Source organism: Phaeobacter sp. CAU 1743, from assembly GCF_039839315.1.
In the GTDB taxonomy this organism is placed as follows: Bacteria; Pseudomonadota; Alphaproteobacteria; order Rhodobacterales; family Rhodobacteraceae; genus Phycobacter; species Phycobacter gallaeciensis_A.
This window is the reverse complement of record NZ_JBDOQR010000057.1, coordinates 1-15,182: the sequence shown is the minus strand read 5'-3', so window position 1 is coordinate 15,182 and position 15,182 is coordinate 1. Positions and strand designations below refer to the sequence as shown.

Annotated in this window: 6 protein-coding genes and 2 pseudogenes; 6 read left to right on the top strand and 2 right to left on the bottom strand. The window is 63.7% G+C overall.

Features of this window, described 5'->3' with window-relative positions:
- Positions 1-2 precede the first annotated feature (2 nt).
- From AAFO90_RS18680 to AAFO90_RS18655, 6 genes are read left to right on the top strand one after another with little or no spacing between them, the layout of a single operon-like run.
- The gene (locus AAFO90_RS18680; RefSeq protein WP_347510346.1) at positions 3-1,592 is read left to right on the top strand and encodes a hypothetical protein; all 1,590 of its coding nucleotides are present in this window, start codon (positions 3-5) and stop codon (positions 1,590-1,592) included.
- Positions 1,582-3,663 carry a hypothetical protein gene (locus AAFO90_RS18675; RefSeq protein WP_347510345.1) on the top strand — a complete coding sequence of 694 codons (2,082 nt, stop codon included), beginning with the start codon at positions 1,582-1,584 and terminating at the stop codon, positions 3,661-3,663. Before AAFO90_RS18680 ends, AAFO90_RS18675 begins: the two co-directional genes overlap by 11 nt.
- 2 nt (positions 3,664-3,665) lie before the next feature.
- A complete protein-coding gene (locus AAFO90_RS18670; protein ID WP_347510344.1) occupies positions 3,666-4,100 on the top strand; it encodes a hypothetical protein in 435 nt (144 codons plus the stop codon).
- A complete protein-coding gene (locus AAFO90_RS18665; RefSeq protein ID WP_347510343.1) occupies positions 4,097-5,209 on the top strand; it encodes a hypothetical protein in 1,113 nt (370 codons plus the stop codon). Before AAFO90_RS18670 ends, AAFO90_RS18665 begins: the two co-directional genes overlap by 4 nt.
- On the top strand, positions 5,206-13,467 hold the full coding sequence (locus tag AAFO90_RS18660; protein ID WP_347510342.1) for a peptidoglycan-binding domain-containing protein: 8,262 nt from the start codon (positions 5,206-5,208) through the stop codon (positions 13,465-13,467). The genes AAFO90_RS18665 and AAFO90_RS18660 overlap by 4 nt, the downstream gene beginning before the upstream one ends.
- Entirely contained in the window at positions 13,464-14,384 is a 921-nt protein-coding gene (locus tag AAFO90_RS18655; protein WP_347510341.1) for a hypothetical protein, read from the top strand. The genes AAFO90_RS18660 and AAFO90_RS18655 overlap by 4 nt, the downstream gene beginning before the upstream one ends.
- Before the next feature lie 282 nt (positions 14,385-14,666).
- Here AAFO90_RS18655 and AAFO90_RS18650 read toward each other — a convergent pair.
- Together AAFO90_RS18650 and AAFO90_RS18645 are read right to left on the bottom strand one after the other, a co-directional pair.
- Positions 14,667-14,886: pseudogene (locus AAFO90_RS18650) on the bottom strand (transposase); the annotation flags it as partial.
- A 204-nt stretch (positions 14,887-15,090) separates the two neighbouring features.
- Positions 15,091-15,182 (bottom strand): annotated as a pseudogene (locus AAFO90_RS18645) (IS5/IS1182 family transposase); the annotation flags it as partial.

Here is a 15,182-nt window from a genome sequence, read left to right as displayed (position 1 = left end):
GCATGGCGGTGACGCTTTGGATCGAAGACGGCCGAAATACGCCTCTGGTCAATTCAGGCGGTCGTCCGCACGCCCTTATTGCGGCATTTGCCGAACGCCATGTCGCGCTGACGCTCGACATGGCCGAGGCACTGGCAGAACTGGAAGGCGCCGACGCGCCTGCCGAGGTTCGGCTTTGGGGCGCGGGTTTTCGATTGGCGGGCGAAGCCGTGGGACAGGCCCGGACCCTGGGAGCAACCCGGTTCTGGCAAGCATCAGTGCCGAGCTTCATGACCACGGTCGCCGAACCGCTTCTGCGCAAGGCCATGCAACGCTGTGGAGCGGTCGCCCTGCCCGGTCAGACCCCTTTGGGTGCGTCCCCAACGGGCAACTGGCAGACCAGCTACCGGGCGCAGCTTGACGCATTGTTGCTGGATATGGACGGCATGGGTCAGGGTTTCTGGGCCGAGGCCGCGCTCAGGCTCTATGGATCCGCCTTGCACACTGTACAGGCGCGCCGGACCGGACCAACCCATTTCGAACCCGAACCGCTTCTCGTCCGTCTCCTTTTCGAAAACGAACCGATCCTGCCGGAAGCGGCTCGTCTGTCACGGCGTTTGAAACGGGTGCGCAACAAGTCGCAGCGCAAACGGTCCGGCGCGCGTCCCAAGGAAGGCGGCGTGACCGGCCTCCGGAGCTCGACCAGTCTCGAAGATCTGAACGACGCCTTGATGTCGGAACTGGTTCTCCCGCCGCCAATGCTGGCCGACCGCATCTTACACGAAGGGTTGCTGGTGCGTCACCGTCCGCCCTATCGGCAACCCCGCCGCGATGTGCTGATGATCACGCTGGCCGACCGACGCGAGGCCAGGGACCGCGACGCCGCAGCGATCATCAAGGCCGCATGGGCCGATGCAGCGCTACGCCTGCAAATCCTTCTGGCCCAGATCGGCCTCGAGAAAAGCGATCTGGTTTGGTCCGAAATCGGGAAAGCCGGCCATTCGGCTGCCGTTCTACGGGTGGAAACGCAGGACTTTCCCTCTGGTCTCGATCCTCTCCTGATGGAGGGCGCCGTCCGCCGCATGCGCCTTTTCCGATCCGACCTGATGCCCGGACTCGTCGATACGCTGTCCTTCGTTCAGGGCGATGTGCCCGATGCCGAGGAACCGGCGGCTATCGTCTGGAGTGGCATGGCCAAGGCCGCCCTTCGTCAGATCGCCATGACCGGACATCGCGAGCCCCGCTCCTCCCTGCACGCCACGCAGGCCCCGAGGCCGATGGACTATGCGCGCCGCATCGCCCTGGTCACGTTTCCGTCGTCGGGTCCGCTCGCGGATCAAGCCCGCGGCGACGCCGCCTCCGTTCGATCCAATCTGAGCGCGGCGCTCCGCACAACGTTGGAAGGGGATTTCGATATAATTGGCTTCATCCCGCCCGAAGGCGCCATGTCCCGCGGAGCGGTTTTTTCTTTGGCAGGCTCCTTGATCCCCAGCGGTTCGGTCGATCTTGCGATCGACGACGATCTACCTGCGGGCGAAGCGGTCGGCCGTCTCGTCGGTGCGATGTCGGCGGAAATCATCTCTGCCGTTCTGGAGGCGATCAATGCCCGATAGAGCGAAATACGGGTTTTCCCAGGGCTTCCCGCTGCCGTGGGTGACGGCCGAGGACCTGACCGAATGGATGGGCAAGCTGGCGCCTCTTGCGGCGGATTTCCAACGCGGCGGGTTGCGCTTCGTCGCCGAGGACGACCTTTCCGTGCGCCCGTTTCTGCCCCATTGGAACAGCAAGCCCATGATGCCGCGCGAAACGGTAACGGGCTTGCGCGAGACCCTTGCCGGTTTCTACCGCACCAGCCACGACCCATCACGTCAGGCCGCGCAGCCGATGGACATGAGCACCACGATCGACCTGCCCGGAGCCATGATCCTTGGCATCGTGGCAGCGGGTGTCCCGGCCAATCCCGACATCGCCTTGCGGTATGAGGACCATCTGGCCGTTTTCCTTGGACACATCCCGGATCTGGCGCATCCCGTCAGTCAGGCAATGCGCCGATCCCGCAGCCCGTCCCTGTCGGTTTTCGATCTTGAGAACGAAACGGTGTTCGCCGCGGTCCACCTGTCGGACGACCCTGACGATGGCGCGACACTGGAGGGGCTACGTGCAGGACAGCCGAGCGATTTCGATTTGCTGGCCCCGATCCAGACCTCCTCCGGGACAGTCTGGATCGACGGGCGCCGATCCATCCCCGGCGAGGCCCGGCCCAATGTCGGCGCCCTTCTCGCCGCCATGCGAACGCTGGGCCTTTTGCCCGACGATCATGATCTGATCATCGTGGCGCAGGGTGATCGCGACTATCGCTTCGCGGCAATTCCGGAAAAACCGGCGGCAACGCCGGTCGAGGAGATCGCACGGCAGACGTCGTCCGAAACCCTGCTGTCGGTCACCCCTTTGCGGCCCATCCCGTCCGAGCAGGCGCAACGCGATCTGCAAGCGCACATCACCTCGGCGCATTTCCCGTTGGGCTATCGGGTCTCGCTCGAAACCATACCCGATGCCATGCGGGGCGAGCCGGACATCGAAGGGCTGCGTGAGGAAATCGCAGAACGGGAAGCGCAGATCGCCTTGCTCCGCGCTCTCGCCGCGCCGCAGATGCGTCTGTTGCGGTTCACCGACGCGCAGCTTCCGGCGCTTGTCGATGCGTTGCGGAAACTGCCGACCGATATCCTGCACAATTCCGATCTGCGCTACGCGGCCGGTCACGCCGCAGGACGCGCCGAGCCCGCACATTTCCTGCTTTACGATCCTGCCATTCTGGTCCTCGAAGGCCTGCTCAGGGAACACTTCTGGAGAGGTCAGACGGACAATCACCCGATCCGTTATTGGCTCGATCCGCACGCGGCGCAGGCATTGGGACGCGCCGGAAAGACCCAGACGTGGGTTTTCACGCCGGTCCATCAGCGGCTCATACCGGCCATCGACAGCTTTGGAGGCACGCTCGACGAGACTTTGCGCCTATTGCTGGGGAACCTGTTTGCGGATGCGTCGGCGGTTCTCGACGCGGACGGCGCACAACCGGTATTTCTTTTTTCGCCGCCCGGACAGAGCGGCGCAGACATGGAGATCGAACTTCTCGATGCGCGTTGGTTCCAGCCCGTACATCTGACCCTGCGTTGGATCAACGACTACATGGTCGTGCGCTCGCCGCGCATTGCCGATCGCAAGACATTGTCCCGGCTCGCCGAGGACCTCTATGAAGGCCAGACCGCCGAGGTTCTTCGCGCCGAGGCGCAGGCGCGCAGCGATGATCTGCGCGCGGCGTGGACCGATGCGCAGTCGACCGTCCAGGCCCAGATCGACGAGGTCCTGGCGCATATCGTCTCCGAGATCCAGACCGCGACGCAGCGTCTCAGACTGGGGCGGCGATATCTGACCGAGGTCAAGACGCGCATTGCGGAAATGGATACACGGATCGCAACCGTCCGCGACATGGCCACAGCGGCCAATGAGGACGGGGAGGCTCTGACGAATCTCGCTCCGGATTTCATGGACGAACGGTTCGCGATGGTCGCCTCGCTGATTGCGGAACTGGAACTCGGGGATCAGGCGATGGCACAGGCCGAAGAGAAAGTCCGCGCCGAGCTCGAAAAGATAGAGACGCTTGAACAAAAGCTCAGGTCGCTTTGAGGATGGCAAACACGGACATCATCCCCCTGCCCGAACTGTTCGACGCATCGCTTCAGGAGTTGCAGGCAGAACTGGCGGATCCGCTTCCCCCGATACCGTACAGGCGGCCCTACCGCGTGCGGGATTTGCGTGAGACGCTGAGCAGCCGCCTGCCCTATGCGCAAGTGATCGCCGCCGCTCAACTCGTGAGGGGCGAAGTCGCGCTGCGCCTGCAACCGATCTTGAACAAGCACCGGCAGCATCGACGGCACCTGCGTCGGATATACCTTTGGCGGCGGTTCAAACCCGTCGTGCTCAGCCTGGTCATACTGCTGTTCTTCGCGGCTCTGAGCCGGCTCATGTGGGAATATCAAGATCCAATTCGACGCTTCATACAAGGTTTGGCCAAGTCCGCCTCATCGACGTTCGGCACCCAAATACCCGGAAGCACGCCATGAGCAGCGGTCAGCACAGACCCGGCTCGATGGGCAGGTCCACCTTGCTTCGCGCCGGATACGTCCGCCACACGCGGCGACGCAATTGGATCGCCCGGTATCTGGCGCTTGGCTCTGTCCTTGGGGTTCTTTATCTGATCATGAAGGGAATCCAGACTGACTGGTTCAATCCCGACGGACCGGCCCGGCTGCTGTACATCCTGCACGATACCGTGTGGTTGCCGGTGAAGGGGGCTCTCTGGACAGCCCTGTTTCCGGATGCCCTGATCTGGGCCACGGCCCTGACCTGCATTGCAGCCTTGGCCATTGTGGAATTCGTCGGTTGGGAAAGCCCGGTGCGGACCGGGCAACTTGCGCTTCTGCGTCTTTTGGTCTTTCGGGCACCTGGCGTGATCGTGGCGTGGCACGATATTCTCGGCTGGACCGGCCTTCGCATGGGGCTGGCCGAAACTCTGATCGGCGACCTGCGTCAGGACGCGCTTTTCGCTCTGGCGCGCGACCTCAAGCCGGGGGCTGACCCGACGCTCTACGCCCGCCTGTGCCACCTGACAGAGCTGCGCCTACGGCTCGGTATGTCGCGGCCGCGCGATCTTGTTGCCGTGATCGACACCCTCGGGCTGACAGCTTTCGATCCGCAACACAGGATGGACCACGCCGAGCGTCTGGCCGACCGGATAGAAAAGATTGCCCCGGACCGCGTGGAGCCTTTTCGGCGGTTCACCCAGACCAGGCCCGACTTGCCGGGCATCCGTGACACCTTGCGTTGGGCGGCGGACTTGAGGACCGCCGGTGAAACCGGTGACGTGATAGAGCTGGCGGGCCGTGTCGTTTTGACCGCGCGTGCGACGATTGCCACTGGTAACGGCGCGTTCCTGGCATTCTTCGACGATTGGGCGCGCGAACGCCTTTGCGGCAGGGCCGAGACCGTGGCCGCTTTGGCCGAAGCGGAAGATCTTTGCGCCTTCGCGTTCTGGGCGGCTTCGGCAGAGGCTGCGGCCAATGTCTCGGCCCCGGCAGCTTTGTTTCAGGAAGCATTCGACGGCTTGCGCTCGGAACGGGACCGCGGCGAAGGATTTGCCCATGGCGACTTTTACACGGGAGACGCCGTATGAGCACCGGTCCTGGGTCACGCTCTTTGAAAGACCACGCGCAGGCGGCGCGCACCGCGCAGGCCAGGGCAAGGCTTCGGATCAGCCGCGTGCGCGAACGCATGGACCCCGGTCTGGGGCTCTTCCTTGTGGCGGCCATTCTGGCCTTTGGTACAGGCGGTTGGGTGCTTGCTCGCATTGTCGACACGCGCGGCTATTTCGATCCTCCGGTCCTGACCGAGATCGACGACCCAAGGAAGCTCGCGGACTATCGCACACCGGATGCGCCCATCGTCGACATGGTCCGGAGTGGACAGACCGCCGTGGTTGGTCGGGTGGACGGCGCGATTCAGACCTACGACATGGAGACCGGTTTGTTCACCGAAGAAACCCTCCCCCGATCAGGCGGTCTCTCGGGCGGACTGTCTTTCCTGTCGGCTGACTGTTCTAATGTCTCGGACTGCCAGACGCCTTCGACGCTTTTCGCTGTCACCGATCAGGGCGGTTTGGCGCGGCGACGCGGTGGCCGGTGGGATGTTGTCCTGTCCGACAGCCGGTGGGAACGCCAGGATGGCACGCCCGTCGAGCAGGACGCAATCTCGGTCTGGGCCGTGTCCGACGACGGGCGCTGGGTTCTGGCCATGACCGAAGACGACGCCGTCGGTCTGTTCGATCAGACCGACGGCACGTGGTCTTCGGTCGCGCAGACCGGGGCTGTCACGCGCCCCGAGCATCTGGTTTTCGCGGCCGATCTATTCTGGATCGGCGGCAGCGGTGGTCTGGAGGTGATCGACCCCGGGCATCCGGTCACCCGTCGTTCGGTTGCAGGCGTCGAAGGCGACGTCTTGGACCTGGAGGTCGATACACTGGGCAAGGTGCTCATCCTGACGTCCAAACCCTGCGACCGCGGTGCGTCGTGCCTGACGATCCAATCCGCGCGCGCGCCCGGCTCTGTCGAGACGCTCGTCGGAGAGGACAGCGTCAGCCCCGACCTGTCCAACACGACGGTGGATCACGCCGCTTTGCAGAACGGCAAATTCGTGGTACTCGGGAAAGCGGGTATCCACGTCTACGATCCGAAGCAGCGTCACTGGTCAATGCTTGTGGACGCGGCCGTGGACACGTTTCATGCCGGGGCAAACGGGAGCACAATCCTGTATTCCGCAGGATCCGAAGTCGGAAAGGTTCAGGGCGGTTCGGTCATCTGGCGCAAGGAGGCTCCCGCCAAGGTCCGTCAGATCCTTCCCGGATCCGGCGCGACAGTGTTTGGCTTGCTGGCAAAAGGGACCGTGGTGGATCTGGCCTCATCGGGGTCCGAGCCCCTGTTTCCTTCGGATTCGGCTCTTCCGGGTCTGGATGGCATAACCGCAGCCACTTTCTGGAAAGACACGCTCATCGGTTTGCGAAACGACGAGGTGATCCTGCATGACCCTGCTCAGCGGCGTTTCCAGACCATCGCTTTGGACCTGCCACCGAACGTGTCCCGTTCCCGGCTTGAACTACGGGCTTCGGACCGCACCCTTTGGCTGATCGATTTTGCGACCGGGCGGATTTTCGAAGGCGGCATGCAAGGCGAATGGCCGACCCGCACCTTGACTTTCGAAGAACGCACATCGCCCGGTCCGGGCATCGGCGATGTGTCTGCCGATGGTCCAAACCTGTGGATTACAGATCGGCGTGGAAGGCCGTGGCGGCTTGAAAGCGGTGGTGGACGTGCTCCTGTCGCCCTGACCGGTCAGGAGGCTCCGAGCGGGTTCATACCCAGTACGGCCGCAAGCGAGGGCGGCGTGTTGACCTTTTCGGACGGTCGTAACATAGCCCGATACGATCCACGCGCGCGCGGCTGGTCAGATCTGTACGCAGGCCCGGATGAAGGGATCGCCGATCTCGCCTTGGGCGGAGGGGCGGTCATCGCCTTGTCTCCGGATGGGATCGTTACGGCGGTGAAGGATGACCAGGGGTGGCAACCGGTCACCGGAAGCGTCGCGGGCGCCGATTTGTCCAGCGACACAATCGAAGACGCCTATGCCCTTGGCGATCGCGTGTATTTCGGCGGGAACGGCAAGGTCATGACCTACCTGCCGCAAGACAGGCGCATGGGGCCGACCTTTGCCAGTGGGCGCGGGTCCGTCCGCATTCTGGGTGCTGGCAGCAACGGTCCGGTGTGGCTTTCCAACGACCGCCTGATGCTGGGAGACACCCTTTTTTCGGGAAAGGGCGAGCGTGTCCTCTCTGCCGGAATGACCGGCAACGGATTGGTCTACATGGCCGAAGAGGACGGGCGCCGTTATGCCGTGTCGCGCGAAGGCAAGGTCGAGTGTCGCTTCCGCGGAAGAGAAGCTCCGGGAGGAACACTGGTCGATGCGCTGCTCTTGCCGGATCAGCGGGTGTTCGTTGCCACGACCAACGGCCTGGCGATCTACAATCCCCGGTTCCGCCGTTGGTTGACGCTTACGGAACGCGGGGTTTCTGACACTGCCCAGCTGGCGATCCTGCACGGCAATCTGGTGTTGATCGACGACGACCTGATGCAAGCGATCCCGCTCGCGGCCATTCCGACCCCTCAAAGCTGTGACGCCTCCCCTCAGGATCTGGATTGGGGCGTGACGCTGAAGGCCGCCAAGATCAAGCTGGACCGGACCGGCGGGCAGGTTTTCTTGCTCGATACTGGCGGGCGTCTGCGCCGGTGGGACGGGGTCGAGGCTACGCTTAAGCTTCCCCCGAATGCAGCGCCGCAAAGCACCGACCTCCGGCGGGCGTACAGTCGGGACAACGGATTTACAATGCTCGCCCCCGACGCGGTCTGGCACTATGATCTCCGCAATCGCCTCTGGCGCACGACCGCTTTCAAGGGCCGGCCATCCCATGTTGCCGAGATCGACCTCACGTTAGATGCAGCGGACACCCTGGGCGTAACCGTCTGGGATGACAAGGGCATTGGCTATGGCGGCTTTCTGGACGGTGACGCGATCCCCTTGCGCCGATTGGATTTGCCGGTCTTGCCAAGGCCGCAGCAGGACCCAAAAGCCCTCGTGGACATGGCCATGGCTCCGGCATTCAACGCGTTTCTGGGCCGCCGAGATCTCGAACTCTTCTCTCCCACCGGGCGCGACCCCATCGCCCGGATTGCTTTGCCCGAACCGCAAGAAGTCCGAACCCTCGGTTTCGTCCGCAAGGCAAATGATCTGGTCCTGATCGAAGGACCGCGCGCGCAACCGACCCGCATTCACGTCATCGACAGGACGCTTGCCCAGAGGCAAAAGCAGGCTCCTCTCGAAAGCGTGTCATGGAGCTACAGTCCCGCCAAGGACAAAAGCTGGCACCTCGCGTCTGATCGCTTGTGGCGCATCGACGAAGCTCTGGTGCTTTACGAATGCAGGATCGAGCCGGGCCTTGATGCCACGCAAACCTGTGACCCTAGGACACGGCCTCCGTTTCGCGTCGAACCCGATGCGATGCGCGCAGCCGCAGGCATCGGTCAAAGCGACCGGTTCCTGCTTTTGCCCGACCGCCTCGTCCGGATCGACGGCGAGAACCGGCAATCGGACATGGCCTTCGATGCAGAGATCACCGACAAGAGCCGACTGTTCTCCTTCGCCAGACAAACGTATTTCTGGGAAGCGCCGGGGCGTGGGCTGTTTCGCGAAACGAAGGGCGTCTGGCAGCAGATTGCCGCGTCGGCTTTTGACATTGTACGCAGCAGCACCCACATGGGCGTCACCACGCCGGACGGACTTCTGCTGCTTGAGGTCGGCGACACCACGTTGCAGGTTCCGAAAAAGAGCGGGGCCGACCTGCACGCGGCAACCATGGCCACCGACGGAGGGATATGGGGATTGGCGCCCGACGGGCGGGTCGTCACGATCAATGGGACACCATCTGCCCCCGTGACCGAAGCCTTTGTCCCGGATCCGGTCAAGATCGCCCCCGGAAAATTCGAACGGCAGGGCAGATCGACTGTTTCGGTGCTCTGGTCGCAGGCGGCCAATGGGCAAATCACCGCGGAATGGGACGCGCCCTGCGCGCCGTTAGACATGGCGCTGACATTGGCCAAACGCTGGGGGCTTGGCAAAACGTGGAAAGCGCCGGAATGCAGGCATTATCTGCAAACCGATCTTGCGCTGGCACGCGACGAGGTCTTGCTTGCCGATGCATCCAATGGCCAGACCACGCGGATTTTGACGACCAAGGCGATTTATGAGGTCGATCCCGCCAGCGGCAAGACGTCGAAAGCAGACCCTTGGTCCGACCGTCTGAGAGTGTCCACAACCGATCAAGCCACACTCGAAGACCTCACGCGGCTCGTCACCCGCATAGACGGGCAATTCTGGCTGGCCCCGCCCTCGCTCGACCTCGACCCGGACGACGCGTTTTTTGTCAGAACCGGCAATGAAAAACCCGGCCAAACCATCAGCGGAGGCCGTCCTCTCCCGATCCCGCCGTATGAAACCCCCTGGGTGTCGTGGGACAGAGAGCGTTCGCAGGTCTTGTTTGGTCAGGACCACGCCATGTCCCCCGGACAGGCGATCGCGAAGGGGTCCTTCCTGCCAGATGCTCCGGGTCGGACGGCCTTGGTAGGCCGGGACCGTATTGCCCTGATCAACGCGCACGGGCTTTGGCATTTCGTGCAAGGCGCGGGCTTGCAACCGGTCAGTATCGCCCCATTGCCCGATGCTGTGGGGTTGGCCCACCGTCGTTTCCTGTTTGCCGAGGGCGGGATGGATGCCGTCACCGGGCAGCGGTCCTCCGACACGAATGTCCTCGGTCTCTCCCACGGAGCGCTGGGCCTGAAAGAGACCCTTCGCGGCGGCGGGCTGGAGGCAACCTATCAAGTGTCCGGTCGTCCGATGCCGGATTTCGCCGCGCGGGGCTTCGTTCACGATATCCGCGAGGATGTCACGGTGGTGGAAGCCCGTGTCGCAACCCTGGGGCCGCTGGGTCTGGTGCCCGCTCTTGTGTTCGAGGACGGGCAGTACGTTCCCGATGGCACAAGCGCCGTCGATCTGGACGGACCCGTCGTCATGGCCGCGACGCCCTCTGGCTGGCAGAGCCTGAGCGGCGTCGGCTGGCAAGCTTCCGATCCGCCGCGGTTCACCGAAACGCTGGTGACGGAAAACGGCAGGCTCTGGCTTCGCAGGACCGGTGTGACCTCGATCGCCCCCGAGACGCCCGAGGACGCCTGGAAGACGGCCCGGCGAGGTCTGGCCTTCGACGCCGACCGGCTGGTGGCACTTGCCGCGAACGAAGCCGGGCCGGTGGTGATCACCGGTGCGGGAACCCACGCGGGTCTTCCGACACTTGCCTCGCTGATCGACGGCGCGCCGCCGGTCGCCGCCGATCCCGGAACGACACGGCTCGACTCTCTCGGGGTTTCCCCGGGCCGGTCCGTGATTTGGGCGGAAACGGATGGCGGTCGCGTGGTGTGGGACAGAGCCGCCCGCCTGTGGCGCGCGCCTGCCGCGGACGAGACCCCGTGGGAGAACCGGACAGCCGTCGAAACCGGCGAATTGCGGGTGTCGTTTGCCGGAGCGGACGGGCTGTTCGAGGCGAAAGCAAGGGACAGGGACGGGCGGGAGCGATACAAGACCTTTTCGTGGCGGCGCGGCAGACAGATGCCCTTCGATACCGTCAGAGGCATGTCCGCCGAAGGAGACGTTCTGCTGCTGGCGACGGATTTCGGTTTGCGCAGGCTCCAGTCCGGCCCCGGAGCCTTCCGTAATGATGGGCTGTACAGCGGGACCGATGCGTCTGGCTCTCCTTTGCCATTCAGCCGGGTTGGCAGGCCCGACAGCAACCCCGATCGGTTGATCGCCGAAGCTGGCGCGACGTGTTTCGAGCTCGCCTCTGGCACGGCGGACCCGGTGCCATGTGCCGACGCCCCCCTGTCGCTCGAACGCCGTGCCCTGATGCAGTCCTCTCTGTGGCACTGGTGGAAGACCGACGGCGCGGTCGACGGCACCTATCTGGACGCGTCCGGTAGCCGTTTGATCGCGGTCCCCAAGATCAGCGCCGGTTCCTTCCCGCATGACCAGATCCGCGCCCGGATCAGCTGCTTTGGGACCCAAGCCGAGTTGTGGTCCGGCCACGACATCGTGTCCCTCGTGACAAACGGCATCCCCACCCAGCTGACACCGGTCACTGGGGCAACAGGGCTTCATTGCCAGTCGGACACCGCACAGCTTGGGCGCGGCGATACCTTGGCTTCGGGGCTGTACGTCGGGGGTGACCGGGCTTGGCGCTGGAACGGCGGGACCTGGGAACCAGAGCCTGAGGCCGAGGCCGTCGCCGCGCGTACGGCCGGAGCCGTTCCGTGGGAAGCCAAACGCCTGCGCATGACGCTTCACCAAAGGCGGCTCCAGCTTGATTATCGATGGCAGGACGATCTCTGGCGTGAGGTCCGCGCACGCAACGGGCGCTTTGCCATTGATGACGCCATGGCCATCGGCAACCGTGAGGAAGGTTTGCAGATCTACACCCCGGCGGGCGTCTTTTCGTGGGACACTGGGGTGCGCAGGCTCGATCCGGATGCGATAATCCTGCGCACACTGGTTGATCGGGACGGCTTCGCGGCCTGCCATGCCCGCCTCGTCGAAGCGCATGACGGCACCATCCAGTCCGTCCCGGAAGAGCCGGGCAAGCCGGTCACGCTGTTCTGCGAGGACGGAAAGGCATACAAGGGCAACCCAATCGCGATGACTGACGCCGGAGCCTTCAAAGCCACGACTGCGCATGTGAACGACGACCGGGTCCTCATTGATACGCCGATCTGGCAATGGGAAAGGCAGGCCGCCGGGCCGACCGCCGCAAAGTTGGCGATCACCTTCAAGGACGAAGACGTGGTCCTGTCCGGAGGCCGTATGTCGGTGGATGACTACGCCGGGTTGGCCGCGCCATTTAACGGCATGATCGAGCTCGTGACGCAGGCGGATGGCTGGTGGCGGCACTCGGCCGACGCGCTGGACGTGGACAGCGCAATCCGCGCCGCCCCCGAGGCGAACCCAAGGCAGGCAACCGCGCTGCGGCATGATTTCATCGACGGCGCGCCAGTCCTCTGTGCCGAAGGCACTCAGACAATTGCCATGACCAGCGGCGGAGCGATCTCTCGCCAATCCCGCTGCCGGGACTGGCGCGGCGCGGATCGCGTCTGGAGCTGGTATGTCAGCCGAACCGGTGCCGAAGCAAACGGGCTGTCGCGGAACGGCATTCCAATGAACCGCCACCTGTCCGAAGGGCGCTTTGACGATCTGTTCGTGCTGGCTGCTCCGATGCGACATGCCGAAGATGGTCGCCTGTACGCACCGACCCGCACCGGCGTCCTCGTATCAGGGCCATCCGGGCCGGAAGACATCCATGCCAGTGCCGAACCGGGTTTCCTTGCTCGCGACGGTCAGGGCAACCCGGTTCTGTTGACCAAGGCGGGGCCGGTTGCGGTTGGCGAAGCCAGCGATCCTTCCTGTGCCGCCCTTGCGGACCTGCCGGGGCGTCTGGCTGATGGAGGCGATATCCTGCGTGTCGATGCCGTGACGGGGAATGCGGTTCAGGCCACCGTACAAATGGGCGAGGACCGCGTGCAATTCCTTGTTCCCTGCGACGCGTTGGACGACACCCTTGTCTCGACCATCCCCGTCGATATCCGCAATCGCGGCCGCTTTCGCGCGTCCGAGCCCGCATCCATCGCGCCACAGCTGCTGATCACGGCCACCGGCGACACCGTGCAGATCCGGGATCAGGACGGGCATGGACTGACCGCGCCCTCCGGTTCCGCATTGCCGTCCAGAGGCATGATCGCGTCGACCGCGGGCCGGGAGGTCATCCTTGCAGGCGCGCGCGCGCTTTTCCGGATCGACGTAGATCGTGCGATCAGCAAAACCGCCGGGCAGTCTACGTCTCTGCCGCCGCTCCTCGGGCCGTTCCTCGACGCAAACCGCGCGGTGCCCCACCACCCGCAGACCGTGACCGACCCGCTCCGTCCGAAGAGCCGGCCGCCGGTGGCTGCGCCTGCGGTTCTCGCCCCGTCGTCCCCTGCTGCCCCGACGCCCACGCCGCCCACGAATGTGTTGGCGGGTCTGGACAACACGACCGCCCTTCAGCTGGCGCAGGACGAGTTGAAGACCGTCCAGAAAGCTCTGGCCGATCTTGGTCACTACGGGGCCAAAATCGACGGGATCACTGGCCCGAGAACCCGTGCCGCCATCAGCGCATGGCAGGCCCAGACCGGCTATACGGTAACCGGAGACCTGACCGAACGGCAAAAGCGGCAATTGTTGATGGGCCAGCCATGATCACGCTCGCAGACTTCCCCAATCCAGAGCAAACCCTGTCCTTGCCGCCCAACACGCCGGTCCGCACACGACCGCCATCGGGCGAGGACCGCGAGACCTGGTCGCGTCTTGTCCCGTTCGCTTGGATCCAGAACCTCAGACCTCGGACGGTTCACGTGTCACAGAGCGACGGGAATGAAATAGGCAAACTCCGTTTCGAGCCCCTCGCGCTGGCTTTCCAGATCGAAACGGGTGCGGCGTGGATCTGGGACACGAACGAGGCGGCGAAACTGCAAGCCGAAGTCTTGACGTTCATTGCCGACAGCCTCGAGTCGTCGGTGCCGGTTCTACCGCCGCACATAAAAACGCGGAATTCGGTCATTCCGACGCTGGACTGGTGCCCCGGCAGCCTTGATCAGAACACTGACCTCGCCAGATCGCTCAATCTCGCGCGTCTGGCAGGGCTGCGCAAAATCATGGCTGAATTCGAAACGACGCAAACCGACCAACCTTTAAGGCTCGAAAATCCCACGATCGCGCGGCTCAGACAGGGTCTCGCAACGCTCCCAAATCCATCACCAGCCACGTTGGATATCAAAATCGACCACAGCCTCCAGAGGCTGCACCTTCATTGGGCCCAAAAGAGTGACTGCGACATCATCTGGGGAGCCAGAGTTCTTACGCTTTCGGAAAAGGGCCATCGCATCATCACCCGGCGTCTCGACGACGACGCCGCGCAGGCAAAACGGGATCTGGCCGCCCGGGTCATGGCTCATGCCATGGCGCATTCCTTTGCCCAGACGTTCGGCGGCGCGGCGATGGACGTGATCTTCACATACGCGGCGGACTATCGTCACCTCCAGTGCGAGGCCGAGCTGTACGTCGGGCCATCGGACTGGGGGTTCCAATTGGCGCGAACGACCATGGACCTGATCTGACCCGTCCGGGTAGTCCTGACACCGCCGCCCTCAAGTTGTTCCGAAGGCCATGTCGACACCAAACCGCACCACGCCCGCTTCGCCTCTTGCATGAATTTCCGGATGACGATTAGGCTCAGGACTTCGGTAACGGGTCTTCGTCCGTCAGTATCCACGCCAACGCGCCGGAAAACGATGATGATGTCCCTACTGATGGTGTAGCTCACGACGGGCCTCGCGCTGACCGGCGGGCCGAGCTTGTCAGTCGCGCTGCGCTGCAGGCAGGCTGACCACGACATCATCTCAGACAGGAGCGAGCGTTTCCAGCGTCATATACCTGCCGCGCTGGACGGTCCATTCCTCGGTCTGTGCCATCAGGATGGCGCCGACGAGACGGCGTATGGATGCCTCGTTGGGAAGTAAGGAGGAACAGAAAACAGCGTGGGGCGCTGTTTTCCCGACGAACCCCGACGACATCGGTGCGCAGCTTGATCTCGCCGTTCAGGCGCTCGATTGGATTCGTAACCGGTATGGTGATCCTCGGTGCCAATGAACTGATGCGGTGGATGTCCCCACCAACGGCATCTCATATGCCATGATGGTTCCATTGGAACCGAACGGAGGGCACACCGATGACGACAAATATCAGCATGCTGGCGATTGACCTTGCGAAGGGGAGCTTCCAAGTCTGCGCCTTAGAGTCTGATTCAAAACTTTTCGAGTGAATTCATTGTCTTGCGAGCATCCGCGTGACGCGGCGGATGTGTGCGATTGTGACCCAAGCTGCCGCGCTGGCGATGGATTTTTCCCAATCCTTCG

Bases quoted from the DNA above. Each gene is read 5' to 3' on its own strand.
- AAFO90_RS18660 (WP_347510342.1), top strand. From the start codon at position 5,206: ATGAGCACCGGTCCTGGGTCACGCTCTTTGAAAGACCACGCGCAGGCG.
- AAFO90_RS18655 (WP_347510341.1), top strand. From the start codon at position 13,464: ATGATCACGCTCGCAGACTTCCCCAATCCAGAGCAAACCCTGTCCTTG.
- AAFO90_RS18680 (WP_347510346.1), top strand. From the start codon at position 3: ATGGCGGTGACGCTTTGGATCGAAGACGGCCGAAATACGCCTCTGGTC.
- AAFO90_RS18670 (WP_347510344.1), top strand. From the start codon at position 3,666: ATGGCAAACACGGACATCATCCCCCTGCCCGAACTGTTCGACGCATCG.
- AAFO90_RS18665 (WP_347510343.1), top strand. From the start codon at position 4,097: ATGAGCAGCGGTCAGCACAGACCCGGCTCGATGGGCAGGTCCACCTTG.
- AAFO90_RS18675 (WP_347510345.1), top strand. From the start codon at position 1,582: ATGCCCGATAGAGCGAAATACGGGTTTTCCCAGGGCTTCCCGCTGCCG.